Source organism: Alicyclobacillus acidocaldarius subsp. acidocaldarius DSM 446 (assembly GCF_000024285.1).
In the GTDB taxonomy this organism is placed as follows: domain Bacteria; phylum Bacillota; class Bacilli; order Alicyclobacillales; family Alicyclobacillaceae; genus Alicyclobacillus; species Alicyclobacillus acidocaldarius.
The window spans coordinates 758479-775242 of the sequence record NC_013205.1 but is presented as its reverse complement, the minus strand read 5'-3'; the positions used below and the strand labels follow the sequence as shown (position 1 = coordinate 775242).

General features: G+C 61.9%; 17 protein-coding genes. 6 read left to right on the top strand and 11 right to left on the bottom strand.

Annotated features, from left to right (window positions below):
* Positions 1-36 precede the first annotated feature (36 nt).
* A complete protein-coding gene (locus AACI_RS03650; RefSeq protein ID WP_012810129.1) occupies positions 37-1233 on the bottom strand; it encodes an acyltransferase in 1197 nt (398 codons plus the stop codon).
* Positions 1234-1503: 270 nt separating this feature from the next.
* Here AACI_RS03650 and AACI_RS03645 point away from each other — a divergent pair, with 270 nt between their 5' ends.
* A complete protein-coding gene (locus AACI_RS03645; RefSeq protein ID WP_012810128.1) occupies positions 1504-2460 on the top strand; it encodes an SGNH/GDSL hydrolase family protein in 957 nt (318 codons plus the stop codon).
* 233 nt (positions 2461-2693) lie between these two features.
* Entirely contained in the window at positions 2694-3494 is an 801-nt protein-coding gene (locus AACI_RS03640) for an SGNH/GDSL hydrolase family protein (RefSeq protein ID WP_012810127.1), read from the top strand.
* 40 nt (positions 3495-3534) lie between these two features.
* Here AACI_RS03640 and AACI_RS03635 read toward each other — a convergent pair whose 3' ends face one another.
* From AACI_RS03635 to AACI_RS03605, 7 genes are all read right to left on the bottom strand, one after another.
* Positions 3535-4596 (bottom strand): Ldh family oxidoreductase, encoded by a 1062-nt coding sequence (locus AACI_RS03635; RefSeq protein WP_012810126.1) that lies wholly within the window; start codon positions 4594-4596, stop codon positions 3535-3537.
* 28 nt (positions 4597-4624) lie between these two features.
* Positions 4625-6523 carry an acyltransferase family protein gene (locus AACI_RS03630; protein ID WP_012810125.1) on the bottom strand — a complete coding sequence of 633 codons (1899 nt, stop codon included), beginning with the start codon at positions 6521-6523 and terminating at the stop codon, positions 4625-4627.
* Positions 6524-6681: 158 nt separating this feature from the next.
* Entirely contained in the window at positions 6682-7029 is a 348-nt protein-coding gene (gene spoVAE, locus AACI_RS03625; RefSeq protein ID WP_012810124.1) for a stage V sporulation protein AE, read from the bottom strand.
* Positions 7029-8075, bottom strand: a complete 1047-nt coding sequence (spoVAD, locus tag AACI_RS03620; RefSeq protein ID WP_012810123.1) for a stage V sporulation protein AD — start codon at positions 8073-8075, stop codon at positions 7029-7031. The genes spoVAE and spoVAD overlap by 1 nt, the downstream gene beginning before the upstream one ends.
* Before the next feature lie 3 nt (positions 8076-8078).
* Positions 8079-8552 (bottom strand): stage V sporulation protein AC, encoded by a 474-nt coding sequence (spoVAC, locus tag AACI_RS03615; RefSeq protein WP_012810122.1) that lies wholly within the window; start codon positions 8550-8552, stop codon positions 8079-8081.
* A gap of 14 nt (positions 8553-8566) precedes the next feature.
* Complete coding sequence (locus AACI_RS03610; protein WP_012810121.1) at positions 8567-9427, bottom strand: DUF421 domain-containing protein; 861 nt, start codon at positions 9425-9427, stop codon at positions 8567-8569.
* Positions 9428-9487: 60 nt separating this feature from the next.
* A complete protein-coding gene (locus AACI_RS03605) occupies positions 9488-9694 on the bottom strand; it encodes a DUF1657 domain-containing protein (RefSeq protein WP_012810120.1) in 207 nt (68 codons plus the stop codon).
* A gap of 271 nt (positions 9695-9965) precedes the next feature.
* Here AACI_RS03605 and AACI_RS03600 point away from each other — a divergent pair, with 271 nt between their 5' ends.
* From AACI_RS03600 to AACI_RS16865, 3 genes are read left to right on the top strand one after another with little or no spacing between them, the layout of a single operon-like run.
* Positions 9966-10712 carry a (Fe-S)-binding protein gene (locus AACI_RS03600; RefSeq protein WP_012810119.1) on the top strand — a complete coding sequence of 249 codons (747 nt, stop codon included), beginning with the start codon at positions 9966-9968 and terminating at the stop codon, positions 10710-10712.
* On the top strand, positions 10709-12127 hold the full coding sequence (locus tag AACI_RS03595; protein WP_012810118.1) for a LutB/LldF family L-lactate oxidation iron-sulfur protein: 1419 nt from the start codon (positions 10709-10711) through the stop codon (positions 12125-12127). The genes AACI_RS03600 and AACI_RS03595 overlap by 4 nt, the downstream gene beginning before the upstream one ends.
* The gene (locus AACI_RS16865) at positions 12120-12689 is read left to right on the top strand and encodes a hypothetical protein (RefSeq protein WP_012810117.1); all 570 of its coding nucleotides are present in this window, start codon (positions 12120-12122) and stop codon (positions 12687-12689) included. The genes AACI_RS03595 and AACI_RS16865 overlap by 8 nt, the downstream gene beginning before the upstream one ends.
* On the opposite strand, the gene AACI_RS03590 is transcribed toward AACI_RS16865, so the two are convergent.
* The gene (locus AACI_RS03590; protein ID WP_041707247.1) at positions 12634-14334 is read right to left on the bottom strand and encodes an IS1634 family transposase; all 1701 of its coding nucleotides are present in this window, start codon (positions 14332-14334) and stop codon (positions 12634-12636) included. The two genes, AACI_RS16865 and AACI_RS03590, sit on opposite strands and share 56 nt — an antisense overlap.
* Before the next feature lie 91 nt (positions 14335-14425).
* On the opposite strand from AACI_RS03590, the gene AACI_RS03585 reads away from it, so the two are divergent.
* Positions 14426-14758, top strand: a complete 333-nt coding sequence (locus tag AACI_RS03585) for a LutC/YkgG family protein (RefSeq protein ID WP_342626158.1) — start codon at positions 14426-14428, stop codon at positions 14756-14758.
* Between the two features lie 78 nt (positions 14759-14836).
* Here AACI_RS03585 and AACI_RS03580 read toward each other — a convergent pair whose 3' ends face one another.
* Positions 14837-15607, bottom strand: a complete 771-nt coding sequence (locus AACI_RS03580; protein WP_041707317.1) for a DeoR/GlpR family DNA-binding transcription regulator — start codon at positions 15605-15607, stop codon at positions 14837-14839.
* A 55-nt stretch (positions 15608-15662) separates the two neighbouring features.
* A complete protein-coding gene (locus tag AACI_RS03575) occupies positions 15663-16721 on the bottom strand; it encodes an autoinducer 2 ABC transporter substrate-binding protein (protein WP_012810115.1) in 1059 nt (352 codons plus the stop codon).
* Between the last annotated feature and the right edge of the window lie 43 nt (positions 16722-16764).

Genomic DNA, 16764 nt, shown 5'->3' with positions numbered 1-16764 from the left:
ACCTCGATTCCGAGATTCGAATCCGTGTGGAACGTCTCATCCCGCCACACTGGAGGCGGTCTTGCGCGCCATGGACTTCGGCAGGCCCGCCTTTTCGCCGACGATGTATCCGACGAACGGAATCTTTCCGATGAGGTACGCGGCGATGCCGGAGGACACGTAGGTCAACGCAATCCAGATGGGCAGCATGGCGTACTGCACAGGGAGCGAGACATGAATCTGGTCCGCCAGGAGCTCGACGAAGCGAAGCGCAATGGGGTGAATGAGAAAGATGCCGAAGCTCACGCCGCCAAAAAAGCGGATGACGCGGCTCGCGCGCGGCATGAGCCCCCGGGCTCGCCGAGCTTGCCAGCCAAGCCCGATGCGCCACAGCACAAGCGCCACCGCCAGGCTGTAGGGCACCATGACAGGCTGCAGCGTGTCGACAATCTCCCCTCCCGTGAGGTGGAACCCATCTCGATTGAGAAAGTAGATGCCAAAGAGCAGGCACCACATGCCAAGCCACGTCCAGAAGAGCGTACGCGCGTGCGACATGGCCCACGCCTTGACGCGCGGATAATAGATGGCGAACATCGCGCCCGCGATGAACCAGAACTCGTACGTGAAGATGTCGCGATCCCGATATCGCACGAGGATGCGGAGCCACTCAGGCAACTGATATACGTTCACGAACTGCAGCGAGGCCTGATTCCAGATCATGATGCCGATCTCGACGAAAAAGGCGGCCGCGACAATCGCCCGATGATGCCGCTCCGAGCGCTTGAGCCAGCGCACCATCAGCGGAAACACGACGTATAGTTGCATGGAGACGAGAAGAAAATACAGGAAATATTGATTCGCGGTGGCCAGGCTCGTGAGGAACGTGTGGACGAGATAAGACGCGGTCCACTCGAACCCCTTGAGAAACGTCCCTTGAAACAGAATGTAAATGGCCGTCCACGCAATGTACGGAATGGCGATGAGCAGAAACCGCTTCTTCCAAAACGACGTGGCGGTGAATGGGCGATCGTAATAGGTGTAGAAGAGAACGAGGCCGGTGATGAACATGAACGCTTCGCGCGTGAAATGGAACGTCATCATCAGAATGCCAGAGGACACGTCCATCCACGATCCGTCCGGCGTGCGAACGTTGAAACTCGACAGGACATGCACACAGATGACGCCCAAGATGATGCAGGCCCGCATCAGATCGACCTCGTGAAGATGCGGTTTCTTCGCCTGGGCCTGGCTCACCTCGACCCCTCCTCACTTGCCTTGAACACCGCATAGCTTACGGGAACGAGCTTGAAGCTTCGTTGAAAAACATCAAAAGTTTATCAAAGCCTCAATGTCACCTTAACACGCATCCGCCATCTTTGCCAAAGGCGGCTGTCACCATGGTGCGCCAAGGTGGGCGCGAAGTCATCGGGGTTCGAAAGAGATCGACCAAAAACTACGATTTTAAGGGCGATTTGAGATGAAAATGACAAGATGAAGGAAAAGACATCCTGGGGGGTCGTGGCGATGAAACGGCGCTGGCAAATGGGGTTCTTGGCGTTTGCCCTCGTCGTAAGCGCGTTGTGGCTGCCCACGTCGCTCACCGCGCGAGCAGCGTCGAGTGGGTTGGATGGGCATGAATCATCCGGACCGCAGACCATCTCCGCATCTGTGGACGCAAACTCCACATCCACGGACGCCTCGCCGACGGGCTCAGGCGTGGCGCCGAATCCGGTGCCCGCGCCCGGCAACCCGGCGGGGAGCGGAACGGATGCCAATTCGAGCGAGGGAACCAACGCGCCGAACGCTCCTGCGCAGGACCGCGTCGTGCGGGTGCTCGTCATCGGCTCGTCCGTCGCGCGCGGCTGGAAGGATCCCAAGGGCGGGGGCTATCTGCATCGGACGTTTTCGGCCCTCTCCGCGCTGACGCCCATCACGTATGACGTGATCGACAAGGCAGAGCCGGGCAAGGGCGTGCTCAGCATTCGAGATACGTACGTGAAGTGGCTGGAAACGTACCAGCCGCAGATTGTGTGCATCGCGTGGGGCGGCCTGGATGACCTGTATCAACACACGCCGTTTCGCGTGTACGACGAACAGGTGCGATGGCAAATCCAGGAGGCGCTTGATCATCGCGCCATCGTCATGCTTGTGACGACGCCCGTGTCCAAGGCGTCGTACACCACGTACCGGGCGGCGCAACAGGCGCTCATGGAGAGCGAGATTCAGGTGGCGGACAGCTTCCACAACCCGAATGTGTACGTCTTCAACCTGTTTGACCAGATGAAGGCGTATCTCCAGGCTCACCACGAAAGCATCCAGCCGCTGATGCACGACAGCTGGCATCCCAATGCGAGAGGCCATGCGCTCGCGGCCGAGCTTTTGGTGAAGGACATCCTCGCGAAATTCCCTGTCACCGCACCCGTATTCAAGGCGGGACCATCCACCTCGTCGGGCCATACCGAGGGCGGATCGGCATCCTGAAGGGATTTTGAAAGCAAAGCGCCTGATGCGGGCGCTTTTTTTATGGTCGCAATCCCTGCGACGAACCTACATTCGAAACCTAAATGGATTGACCCTCACGCTGCGGCAGGCGATTCACATCTACTGCGACAAGATGGAATCTCCCCAGGACTGAGGACCGGACGGGACCATTTCTGTCGGCGAGGAAACGGTATAATAAGGGACACAACGCCACGAGAAACGAGGTTCGCGGCATGGCCATGGACATGAGAAGGCGTCGCTTCACGGTGTGGCTTGGCGCCTGCGCGGTCGTCTGCGCCGTCAGCGCCTGCGGGACCAACGCGGCGGACAGCGCGCCCACGGCGCCCGAAAGCGCGCAGTCGGCGGCGCGACAGGCGAGTCCCTATCCGCTCATTGCTCACCCGTCGGCGCAGCCGGTCGTCGCGATGGGTGTCGGCGGCTCCGTCGCACACGGATGGGATGACAAGACCGGCGGAGGCTATCTCGTGCGAGCGTTTCAGAAACTGACGAAGACCGGCCCCATATCCTTTCAGTTCATCAACAAATCCATCGAAGGTTACGGCCCCACGCAGATGGCGGCCAAATACGCCGAGTTTCTCAGCGAAATCCATCCCCAGGTCGTGGTCATCTCGTGGGGCATGTTGGATGACATCGCCAACAAGACGCCCATCGCCGCGTTTGAACAAGCCGTTCAATCTGAAATTCGACAGGCGCTTGCCGCGCACGCGGACGTGGTCGTCGTCACACCGCCGCCCACCGGTGCATCCTACGGGCACGATCAAGCGTCCGAAAGCCAACTCGTCGCGGACGAAATTCGCGTGGCAAAACAATTCAAGACCCCGGAGGTGATCGTCGTCGATTTGTTTAACCAGATGAAGCGCTACCTCGCCGCCCATCGCCAGTCCATCCAGATGTACAGCGCGGACGACTGGCACCCCAACACGCTCGGCCATGAATTGGCGGGATCGCTTTTGGCCCAGGATCTGCAGGGCACACTCGTGCCTGCCGGCAGCGCCAAACCGAGCTCAGGATGAGCACCGGCGCCAGCCTGTGCGCAATCCGCCGCGCCTAAGCTCACTCAAATCCCCACACCTCGGGCAGCGGAATGCCGTGTCGATCCGACAGCTCGGCGAGATCGGCCCACACCTCGTCGGAGATGGGAATCCCTCGGCGGCTGCGGCTCACCCGCTCCCGATGCCGCCGTTCGCCCGGCACCGAGATGGGCGGCTGGCCCTGTGCGGAAGGCGCGTCGTGGATCTCCGCGACAAGCGACGCCATTCGCTGCAGAAACGCCTCCTGGCCCACAAAGAAATCCGGATGCAACGCAAGATAAAAGAATCCGTTGCCTGGCGGCTTGCCGTCGTCCGCAAACATGAACCCGACGTCGCCCGCAACCTGCGCGCCGGCGAGGACGCCCGCCAACACTTCGACCATGAGCGCGAGGGCGTACCCTTTGGCGCCGCCTATCGGCAGAAGCGCCCCCGACAGGGCGCGATGCGGCTCTTTCGTCGGCGCGCCGTCTTCATCGACCGCAACGCCGTCGGGAAGGGATTCGCCGCGCCGGGCGCGCTCGATCACGGCGCCGCGCGAGATGGCGCTTGTCGACAGATCGATGGACAGAGGATAATCGAGCGGCGTCGGCGCCGCGAACGCGATGGGGTTCGTCCCGATGACGGGCTTTCGGCCGCCCGGGGGCGCCAGCGCGGGATGCGTGTTGGCACAGCAGAAACCCACCATGCCATACAGCGTCGCCCACTCGGCGTACAAAAACAGGGCGCCACAATGATTCGCCCGGCGCACCGCAACCGCGCCGAGCCCCGCCTCGCGAGCCAACTCCACCGCGTGAGCGGCCGCCTCCTTGGCGCTCACGAAGCCAAGGGCGTCGTCCGCATCCAGCACGGCGGTGACAGGTCCGGTGCGCCTCCAAACCAATCGCGGGTTCGGGTTGACTTTGCCACTTTTCAATCCGTGCAGATACCACGGCAGACGCATGACGCCGTGGCTCGAGATTCCGCGGAGATCCGATTCGACAAGCGCGGTGGCGGACCAATCCGCGTCGCGCTTCGCCACACCTGCTGCGGCGAAGCAAGCGCGCGCAAAAGCTTGCAGCGACGCGGGCGCGACGAGCCTCTGCAACCTCTTCCCACTCCCCGATGTCTCCGCCTCACTGCTCCACCGCCTGCGCCACCAGCTTGGCGTACACCATGGCCCCCGTGGGGTTTAAGTGCACGCCGTCCGGCCAGAAATACTCCGGATGCCCTGCGCTCGCCTGATACCAGTTCACGAGCACCACGTGCGGATACGTGGCGGCCACCTGGGCCAGCGTCTGATTGACCGCGTTCTGCCACGGTCGAGGCACGCGCGTGTTGACCAGGACGATTTTCTTGACAGGCCCGAGCGATTGGAGGACGGAGACCAGCTGTTGTTTGCTGAAGGGCCCGTTGGTGCCGAGTTCGAGGATGACGATGTGGCCCAATTCTCCTTTCGCCTTCAGGGCCTGTACCACCTGCGGCGCCTGGTCCATCTGGCGGCCCACCTGCCCGTCGCACACGATGCCCGGCAGGAGCTTCTCGAGATCCGCCTCCACGTCGATCATGACCGAGTCCCCGATCGCCGTCACGCCGACACCCGACGCCTTCTTCGGCTTGGGATCTGCGATGGTCCGCACGTTCGCGGTCCGCGAAGGGTTAGACGCCGAGGTTGGATGAGGCCCAGTTGGCGAACCCTTCGTAGTCTCTCCACCGCCCGAGGTGGCATGCGCGTCCGGCGCAGACGGCTTGTCGCCCGATCCGCCCGCCATCACAGGCTTCGCGTGGACCTTGCCGAGTGACGCCACCACCGGATACGCGGTCATGCCCGCGCAGAAGAGGATGGCGATCCCGGCCACGACGCCCGTGCCATACATCACGCGGCGCCGCCCGCTGCGAACGCGTCGCGTGCGGTACACATCTCGAACGATGGCGCCCTCCGCCCTCCGGCGCTTGCCAAGGCGCCGAATGGGCTCTTCGACGATCCGCCAGGAAAGCGCGGCAATCGCCACTGCCAGCGCCACCTGCCATGCCGCGCGAAGCGGGCTGAAGTCGTTCGCGTCGATGAGCGGCGTCGTCAGCGCGATGATGGGAAAGTGCCAGAGGTAGATGCCATACGACCGCACACCGATCCAGCGCCAGGGCTGGGATCCGAACGCGCGGCCCAACAGCGTGCTGGGATGCGCCAGACATGCTACCAACCCTGCGGTGGCGATCGAGAGAATCACAAGGCCGCCGCGATACAAGAACGGCTCGTACTCGTTCGTCTGCCAGATCATCCAAAGGATCGCGAAGAGATTCAAGAGGCCGACGAGATCGAGCAGCAGGCGGCGGCGAGGCGCGAGCGGGCGATTGAACGCGCTCGACGGCCATACGAACGCGAGCATCGCGCCGATGAGGAGCCCGAACGCGCGCGTGTCCGTCCCGTCGTAGACGCGCGTCGGGTCCATGCCCGGTTGATACAGCACCGCCATCCATACGGCCGAGGCGAGCGCCAGCAGGCCCGTGAAGGCGAGGATCCGCCCGCGCCGCTTCAAAAGCTTCAGCGCGAACAGGAGCAGGAGCGGCCAGATGAGGTAGAACTGCTCCTCCACAGCCAGCGACCACAGGTGGCCGAGCGGCGTCTGTCGCCCGAAGCTTTGGAAGTAGGAAACCTTATGAAAGATGAACCACCAGTTGCTCACGTAGAAGAACGACGCGACGGCGTCCTGAAAAAACTGCGCAAATTGCGCGCGATCCGCCAGGTAAACCCAGATCATGACGGCGACGAGCATCACCACGAGCGCAGGTAAGAGCCGCCTCGCGCGCCGCAGCCAAAACTGCTTGAAGTCGATGCGCCCTGTGTTTCGCCACTCCGACACGAGGAGATCCGTGATCAGGTAGCCGGAGAGCACGAAGAACACCTGAACGCCGAGCAGGCCTCCGGGAGCTCCGCCCCAATTGACGTGATACGCGATCACGGCGAGCACCGCAAGCGCTCGCAATCCGTCCAGTCCTGGCATGTACCGGCCATGCCCGCCTATCGGCTTTGGCATTGTCTGTAACTCCTCCCGTCGGCGCAATCCGTGTCGAAATTCCCCGTTTCGATTATATCTAGGTGACGAAGCAACTGGGCGTTGTGTTTCATGGAAATTTGCCGATGCGAATGCGCCGAGGAAGAGGCGAGATCGACAGGATGCGACAGGAGACGTGGTTACCCCTTGGGCCGGAAGAAGACCGCCGTCAGGAAGGCGAACACGATGGCCGAGGAAATGCCCGCGCTCGTGAGCTCGAAGATGCCCGTGATGACGCCGACGAGCCCGTGGGCCTTGCCCTCCGCGATGGCGCCCTGCACGAGCGCGTTGCCGAAGGACGTGATGGGCACGGTGGCGCCGGCGCCCGCGAAGCGCACGATGGGATCGTAGAGGCCGAGTCCGCCGAGCACGGCGCCGGCCACCACGAGGATGGACACCACCTGCGCGGGCTGAAGGCGAAGCGCGTCCATGAGAAACTGGCCGATGAGGCAGATGGCGCCGCCGACGAGGAACGCCCAAAGATACATCACGGCGCACTCCCCCCTGCCTGACAGGCCGCGCTCGGCCACTCCATGGCGACGGCGTGCGCGATGCACGGAATGGTCTCCTTCTGCTGATACGAGATGGGGGACAAAAGCGCCCCCGTCGCCACCACGAGCACGCGGCGGAGTTCGCCGTCCCGAAGCCTCCGCTGCACATGGCCGTACGCCACGGACGCCGAGCACCCGCAGCCGCTGCCCCCAGCCAACACCTCCGGCAAGTCGCCGTAGATGAGGACGCCGGCGTCGCCATAGCGGTCCTGCGGGATGTCCACATGGTGTTCGATCATGAGATCGCGGAGGATGCGCGATCCGACGCGGCCGAGATCGCCCGTGAGGACGAGATCGTAATAGTCGTACGGGAGGTCAAAGTCCCGGAAGTGGCTGATGAGGGTGTCGAGCGCCGCGGGCGCCATGGCCGCGCCCATGTTGAACGGATCGGTGAGCCCCATATCCACCACGCGCCCGATGGTGGCCCTGGTGACCACTGGATGTTCACCCTTCCCGTCGTTCGGCGCGACGATCGCGGCCGCACCGGCCGTCACCGTCCACTGCGCGGTGGGCGGCTTCTGCGCGCCATACTCCGTCGGATACCGGTAGTGCTTCTCCGCGGCGGCGTTGTGGCTCACCGTAGCCGCGAGAACGTAGCGGGCCGAGCCGGTGTTCACGAGCAGCGACGCCAAGGCGAGCCCCTCCATGGACGTGGAGCACGCGCCAAAGATCCCAAGATAGGGCATGGCGAGCGTCCGCGCGGCGAACGAGGACGAGATGATCTGATTCATGAGATCCCCCGCGATAAGAAAGGAGACCGCGTCCTTGGTGATGCCCGCCTTCTCGATGGCCTTCTGACACGCCTCGTCCAAGAGCGTGCGCTCGGCCTGCTCCCAGCTTTTCTGTTCCATGCGGATGTCCGCGTGCAGCAGATCGAAGTCGTCGGCGAGCGGTCCCTTGGCCTCCATCGGCCCGCCGATGGCCGCCGTCGACAGGATCATCGGTTGGTGCTCAAACTCCCAGCTCTGGTGTCCCCTGAGCATGCTCTACCTCCCTGGCGCGACGAGCGTGTGAAGGAGTCCGATGAAAAAGGCCGCCACGACGCCCCAGACGATCACGGCCCCGGCCAGCTTGAACATATTGGCGCCCACGCCGAGCACCCATCCCTCCGTCTTCGACTCGAGGGCGGCCGAGGCCATCGCATTCGCAAACCCCGTCACCGGAATGGCCGTGCCCGCGCCCGTGAACCGCGCGATTTTGTCGAACACGCCGAGCCCCGTAAGCAGACACGTGAGAGCGATGAGCACCGCAACGGTCGGATTGCCCGCGTCTTTGCGGCTGAATCCGCACACGTGCACGAAGAAGTCGCTCACCGCCTGGCCCACGACACACACCAAGCCGCCCGCCACAAACGCGATGACGAGGTTTCTCGCCATGGGGCGGGCAGGCTCACGCGCCGATGCGAACGCCTGATACGCCTGCATCACGGGCGTTGCCTTCTTGAGTTGTGCCTTCGGCATCTCGCGTCCCCTCCCTAGTGCCGCAAGTACGGCTCCGTCTCGTTCAGAACGCGCTCCATCCGCTTCGCCATGGCGGCGTAATCCCGCTTGGCCGCCTCATCCTCCGTGGCGAGCGCGAACAATTCGAGATCCGCCCGGGCCTTCTTCAGCAGGATGTGCGTCAGCTCGCGCGCCTTCGGCTCGGGCACCTGAATCCGGTCGTCGTACAGATCCACGTACAACTCCCCGGCCGCGTTCACCTGCGCGAGATACACGTTCTCCACGGCCACCCCGAGCTTGTCCAGTTCTCCCTTCAGCCATCTGCGATTGAACCCCAGGGTGGCGAGCCCCTCGTCCATGATCTTCCCGTCCATGATCACGACCTGAGGCTGCGACTCGGTCGGCACCTTGAGACCAAGGCGCTTCGGCGTCACCGGCTCCGCCTCCGGCTTCAACATCACGTTGACGGAACCATTCGATTCCATGATGGCGAATTCCACATCGGCCACCTGAAACACGTTTTTGGCCCGCAGATGCTCCAGCAATTCATCGGTGGACATGCGCTCTTTGCGCAAGTTATCCTCGAGAATCTTCCCATTCTGGATGAGAACCCGCGCCTTGCCCTCGAGGATGTCGCGCGCCTTCTTGCTTTTGAGCGCGATGAAGCTGAGCAAAATCGGCAGCGCCGTGTACACGGCCATGGGCAGGAGCCCGTGATACAGCGGCGCCTGCAGTTGATCCGGGATGATGGCCGCCATGTCGCCGATGGCGATCCCGACGATGTATTCAAAGAAGGTGATCTGTGAAAGCTGCCGCTTGCCAATGAGCTTCGCGAACAGAAACATGGCAGTAAACGCGATGAGCGATCGGATCAGGATGGTCAGCCACTCCGCCACCCGCTCACCTCCATCGACGTGAAGCGAGCCAGGGAGCACCCTCCCTGGCGCCGTTGTGGATTAGAAGCCCTTGTACTGAGGCTCCTCTTGCTCGATCTCGGCGACGCGAGCCTGCAGCTGCTGCACCACCTGCTGCGTCTGCTGCGCCGCTTGCGTGTACAGCTGCTTGGCCTGCTGATTGTCGGTGGCGAGCGCAAACGATTCGAGGTTCGCCTGCGCGCTCTTCAGGTTCGCGAGCGTCGTCTTCACCTGCTGCGCGATGGTCACAGGTTTCACCCCCCAATCTGTACCGTAATGTCTCCGATCGAAGGCTACCCGTATACATCGATGAGGTTGGAAATCCCGGGAAGACCCCGGAATGTGGCTTTCTATCTATTTTCGTTTATTTGTTTCTGTTTGTTTTGCTATAATGAACGTTGCTACGAAATTTGCCGCGGCCATCGGTGCGCGCCATGCCTGTAAGCGTTACACTGGAGACGACAGCTTGTGTACAGTGACCGATCACGCTCGTCCGGTCGCGGTCATGGAGGTCTGCGCCATGAGAGTCAGCCTGTTTATCACCTGCATCGTCGACGCCGTCTTCCCGCGCGTCGGGATCGCCACCACGCGCCTTCTCGAGGCGAGCGGCTGCGAGGTCGATTTCCCCATCGGCCAGACCTGCTGCGGCCAGCCCGCCTTCAACAGCGGATACGCCGACGAGGCCCGCCACGTCGCGCGCACGCTGCTCGAGGCGTTTGCCGACGCCGACGCGGTCGTGAGCCCGTCGGGATCGTGCGTCGGCATGCTTCGGCACTACTACCCCAGCCTCTTCGCGGGCGATCCGGCCCTCGCGCACGAGGCCCAGCGACTCGCCGACAAAACGTATGAACTCTCTCAGTTTCTCGTCCGCAGCCTGCAGAAGGTGGACTTCGGCGGCCGCTTTCCGCACCGCGTCGCGTTCCACCCGTCCTGCCACGGATCGCGCCTCCTCGGCGTGCGCGAGGAACCCCTCGAGCTCCTGCGCCACGTGCGGGATCTCGAGCTCGTCGATCTCCCCTACGCCCGCGACTGCTGCGGCTTCGGCGGCACGTTCTCCGTCAAGATGAGCGAAATTTCAAGCGCCATGGCGGACGAGAAGGCGGACAACGTGCTCGCGAGCGGCGCCGAGGTGCTCGTGTCCACCGACATGGGCTGCCTCATGAACATCGGCGGTACCCTCTCCCGCCGCGGCGCCCATATCCGCGTAATGCATCTCGCCGAGCTTCTGGCTGAAGCCGCAGGCTTGACCGAGGAGGTGACCGCATGACCGCCCATTCCTCCGTGCGCCACCGCGCCAAGGTGGCCCTGCGCGACGACTTCCTGCGCGGCGCCGTGCACTTCACGACCGACAGGCTGCGCAACCGCAAGCAGGCTGTGACCGAAGACTTCGGCCACTGGGAAACCTGGCGCGATCGCGGTGAAGCCATTCGGCGGCACACCATCGAAAACCTGGATCACTACCTCGCGCAGTTCGCGGACAACCTCGAGCGGCTCGGCGCCCACGTCCACTTCTGCGCCGATGCGCGCGAGGCGCTCGACGCGGTTGCGCAAATCGTGCGCGCCAAGGCCGCGAGGCGCGTGGTCAAGTCGAAGTCGATGGTGACCGAGGAGGTCCACCTCAACCACCACCTCGAGCAACTCGGCGTCGAGGTCATCGAGACCGATCTCGGCGAATACATCGTGCAGCTCGCGCGCGAAACCCCATCGCACATCATCATTCCGGCCATCCACAAGACGCGCGAGCAGATCAAGGCGCTGTTCGAGGCGGACGGTGGCGAAAACCTCACCACGGAGACGCGCGATCTCGTCGCGTTCGCCCGCCGCCGCCTGCGCGAGATGTACCTGACGGCGGACATCGGCATCACCGGCTGCAACTTCGGGATCGCCGAGACCGGCTCGATTGCCCTTTTCACCAACGAGGGCAACGCCGACCTCGTCGCCAACCTGCCAAAGACGCACATCGTCTTCATGGGCATGGAGCGCATCCTCCCAACGCTCGACGATCTGGAGGTGTTCGCGCACCTTTTGCCGAAAAGCGCGACCGGGCAGAACACCATCACCTACCTGTCGCTCATCACCGGCCCGCGCCGCGCGGGCGATGGCGACGGCCCCGAAGAAATGCACGTCGTCATCCTCGACAACGGCCGCTCGCGCCAGCTCGGCGATCCCGACTTTCAGGCCGTGCTCCACTGTATCCGATGCGGCGCGTGCCTCAACGTCTGCCCGGTGTATCGGCAAATTGGCGGCCACGCGTACGGATCGGTGTATCCCGGGCCCATTGGCGCCGTGCTCTCCCCCCTGCTTGAGGGCGGTGAAGCGTATCAGGATCTGCCGTACGCCTCGAGCCTGTGCGGCGCGTGCTACGAGGCGTGTCCGGTCAAGATTCCCCTCCACGACATGCTGGTCAAGGAGCGACAGCGGTTCGTGGCCAAAACCGGCGGCAAAACGGGCGAAAAGGCGGCGTTCGCGGCGTACCGAGTCACGTTTGCGGATCATCGGCGCTATCTCGGCGCCATCCGCCTGGCGAGGCGCCTCCAGGGCGGGTTCGCGAAAGGCGGCGTGATCCGCGCGAAGATTGGCCCGCTCGCGGGCTGGACGGATCGGCGCGATTTCCCTGCCCTTGGCAGCCAGACGTTTCGCGAGTGGTGGATGGCGAGGAAGCGAGGGACGAGGCGTGGATAAGGCGGGTTTTTTGGCGAACATCGCAGCGCGGCTCGGCAGAGCGCCCGGGTCGGCGCCCGCCCCCCGCGACGCCGTCGGCGTGCCGGATTTCTGGGCGCATCGCAGGACGAGCCACGAGGAGCGCGTGGCGACGTTCTGCGCCAGGTTCCAGGCGCTTGCGGGCGAGATCGTGCAGTGCGAAGATGAGGCGGCCCTGCGCGCGGCGCTCGACGAGGCGCTCAAGGCGCTCAACCCGCGATCCGTCGGCGCCTGGGGTAAAGACGCACCCTGGCCCGTGGACGTGGAAGAGGTCCTGGACAAATGGGGGGCGCGGCGCTTTGGCGAGCAGTCGGTGCTGGACCCCACATTTCGCGCCGCGCGACAGAAACTTAGCTGGAAACTCGAGCGAGGTAGCCATCTGAGCGTCCGACGACTGTGGGACTGGAAGGGTGTGGGCTATCGAAAGCGCGATCTTTTTGAGAAATGTTCAGTTTTGGAAACCCTGTGCACACGGACCCAAACGTTGATCAAGCCGTTTTTTGCGCTTCCGTGTAGATGCTCAGGTCCATGTTCAGCAGCTTAAGAACCCTCATGATCTGAGGATTATGAGGCGTTGCAGGTACTCGCTGCCACGTGTCGCCGACCTGCATGTGCACGGTCGTCACTCCATCCAGCATCTCGAGGATGGCCAACCCTGTTGGACGAAAACTCTTTCGATTGCCTGGCAGCATGAGCGGTTCCGTTTCCCGCTTCATCTTCTCTCGGATGAGATATTCCAATACGCTATACAAGAGCAGGGATAACAGCATGACGAAACCGAACGCTTTCACCCGTGTCGGCTTATGCAGGTAGATGGGACCCACGTGATACGGGCTTTTCAGATACCGAAAACGCGCCTCCACCTCGTGTTGTTCCTTATACAGGCGGAGGATCTGTTCATCTGACACACGCTGATCATCGCGGATGTCGGTGATGAGCACAAACGTCGCTTCCTTCTCTCGCCACTGCTGAACCCGCTCCTCAGAAGGCGGTAAGATCGCCACTTCCACACGGTACTGTGTATGCACCGGCGGTGGCGGGTCATCTTTGCGCGGGCGACCGCGGCGCGCGCGTTTTGCCTGCACCTGCTCGGCACATATGCGGGCGGAGATGGGATGCAAAGTGGCACGGTGTTCGTGCATGAAGGTCTGCATGGCCATCTGCGCATCTTGTTCACAACTGTAGACGTTTTGGCTCATCGCCTTGGCCGCTTTCTCCAGCGCAGCCTTCTCACGCTTGAGCACCTCTTTGAGCTTACGCTCCTTCCGGGTATCCAGGCTGGAGGAGCGCACCACGACGAATCGATACGTTCGCCCGTACAGCGTGCGACGGAAGGCCTGGATCCTGTAATGGGCGCTGTCTTCCGCCTCAGCGAGCCGACCGACTTCTTTCCAGCTGTTTTCTTTCTCCCATGCCGCTCTCTTCAGGTCCTCGGACAGCTTATACGTCCCCGGCAGTCGTGAGATGAAATGGAAGTCTTCCTCCGCCAAAAGCTCAAGGTTGTCCTTCGTCACCAACGCCGCGTCCGCGACGTAGACGCTTCTCTTTCGCGTCTCCTCATCGAGCTGGCTCAGGAGTTGCTGGATGTTCTCGAAATTCCATGTGTGATCGTCCAAGTTCCCAGGGTTGACGTTCGCGCATAGCCCCAGACCATGGACGGTGCAAAGTCCAAACACAATTTGCTTGAGATCAGGCCGGTGGTCCTTGGAGAATCCCCGGTCAATGCGAAACGCTGTTTGGTCCAGGTACTCGCCTGTCATAGAGAGCGACGTGGTATCCGCATGGATGGGGATGAGTTCGTTGGAATCGCTGAGCACCCGGAGTCTGCGTAGCGTGTGGAGGGCGATACGCGCGTATAATGCCTCGAGACCTGCGTCGTACAAGGCATCCAGAGCCCGGGCCAAAGCGTCATCATGGAGATCGTCTGCGGAGACGCCGCTTCCAAGCAGGACTTCCACATCCCGTTGCGCGTAGAACTCCTCCACCCGGTAGAGGGCTTCGCGATTCGTGCCGATATTAACCAGCAACGCCTTGGTACGCAGCCCGACGGACAGTTTGCTATCCGGACGTGGCACGAACTCGTCGATAATCTCTACCCACTTCAACTCGTCGATCAGTCTGGCTAAAACGGGCGCAGGCCCCATGACATACGAGCGAACTGGACCGAACAACTGGAAAGCCTCCCGCACGAAGATACGACGGGCTATCCAATTCCACGTGTGGAATCAAAATTCCTGTCGAAAATGAACACAAGCCCGAAAAACGGGCGCGAAATGTGGGCTGGACATCGACGTCGGCATCACCGGCGCGGTCTGCGGCGTCGCGGATACGGGGACCCTGGTGGTGACGACGGGAGGCGTCGCAGGCCGCACCGTGCACCAGGTCCCGCTCGTGCACCTCGTGGTGATGCGCGAGATCCAAATTGTGCAGAGCCTGGGCGACGCCATGGCCCGCCTGCGAGAGGTCGCCCCAAGCGGGCGCATCCCTGCATACGTGCACTTCATCAGCGGCCCAAGCCGATCGTCCGACATCGAGAACGATCAGACCATCGGCGTGCACGGCCCCGCGCGCGTGATCTGCTTCCTTCTGCAGGATGGCACAGAAGGCGCGTGAACGGCCGGCCGCACGCCGGGCTCGTCACGCGCGAAAAAAGGGCGTCCCTCGCACCACCGCACACGGGACGCCTATCCTTCATTCTTTTTCCGCCTTCACGACTTTCACACCCAACGCTTCGAACCGCCGCAAATCGTCGTCCGGCGTGTCCGCATCCGTGATGAGCACGTCGATCTCGTCCACATCGCCCACCTTGGTGAAGTCGCGCACCTGGATCTTGCTATGATCCGCCAGGAGGAATAACGTGTCCGAGATCTCCACCATCTTGCGCTTCACGAGCGCCTGGAGCGCGTTCGATTCGGTAAAGCCGTGATCGACGTGCACGCCCTTGCACGACAAAAACGCCTTGTTCACGTGAAACCGCGCGATAGCCTCTTCCGCCATCGGGCCGACGTACGACAACGAGCTCGCCCGAAGAATCCCACCTGTCGAAATCACTTCGATTTTGTCCTTGGGCGCGAGCTCCATGGCGATCTTCACTGAATTCGTCAACACCGTGAGCGGCATGTTGGGCAGCGCGTTGGCCACGTGCAGCGCCGTGCTGCTGGCGTCCAGGATGATGCTGTCGCCCGGTTCCACGTACGTGATGGCGGTTCTCGCGATGGCCATCTTCTCCGGCACATGCTCCGACTCGCGCACCAGGTACGACGTCTCTGCAGGCGTGTCGTCGTCAATGCGAACTGCGCCGCCGTGACTGCGGCGCAGTTTGCCCTCCATCTCAAGGATGTGCAGGTCTCTCCGCACGGTCTCCTCGGTCACGGAGAACATGCGACTGAGTTCTTTCACGCGGATGCTGCCGCGTTCGTTCAGGTATTGCAGGATGGCTCGCTGTCGTTCGGCTGGGAGCATTCGCACGGTTCACTTCCTCAATCAAGAGCACACTCTAGAACCAAACGATCCGTTCTCAGTAATTCGCATTGTTGATGTTCGATTTGTTAAATATTGTTGGATTGCCCAAAAGTACAACTCTATTTTGCACCTTGAACGAACCCAACGCACACTTGAACGTGCCGTTTACAGGCATTGTACCATCTACCACGGCCCGAGCGACATACATGGTGAGAGCACCCAGTTTCGGCACGTCCCACAGCACGAATTCCTGGACAGTCCCGTCATTCACATATTGCTTCATTTGAATTGGATCCGCGAGTCCGGTAACGAACACTTTACCCTTAAGGCCCAGTTTTTCGACGGCTTCTGCTGCAGCAGGGACTCCAACAGAATCCGGAGATATTATCGCCTTCATCTGTGGATAGGCTCGCAACATGTTTTCAGCGGCCGTCAATCCCACGTCAGGTTGCTCCTGATCGTACTGAATGGTTACGATATGCAAGTTCTTGTACTTGCTCTGAATCGCCTGTTTCATGACCGCGATCCAGGCGTTCTGATTCGGATTTGTCGGGGTGGACGACAGAATGCCAACCTCGACATTCTTCTGGCTCTTAAAATGTTCCGCCGTGATCTGTACAAGAGTGGTGCCAATGCCTTGCGCTGTCGCCTGGTCGACAAAGAACTGGCGCGCCGACGGGATGACATCAGAGTCCCACGTAATGACCTTCACGCCCCTGCGCATTGCAGATTCCAACGCTGGGGCCAAAGAAGTGGGATCATTCGCGGACACAGCAATGACGTTGTAACCTTGGGCAACGTAGCTGTTGATCATCGAAACCTGATCAGCTGCGCTTGCCTGCGTCGGCCCGTTATACGTGAGTTGAATGTGAAGCTTCGGTGCAACAGATTGGGCCCCTTGATCCGCGCCTGTGAAGTACGGTATGCCGATTTCCTTCGGGATAAAGGCAACCTTGATCGGTTTGGACGACGAGGCTGCTGCGCTCCCGGCATTCGAATTGGGCGTGGACGCGGTGGTCGCGACAGTACCACACCCCGTCACAGTGGCCACGAGCGCTGCGGCTGCCAATCCACCCAGAGCCTTGTGTTTCGCCTTTTTCGTGCGGAGCTTCATGAAATGTACCCCCTCCTATGGCCAATGGCCAATTTGGATATAT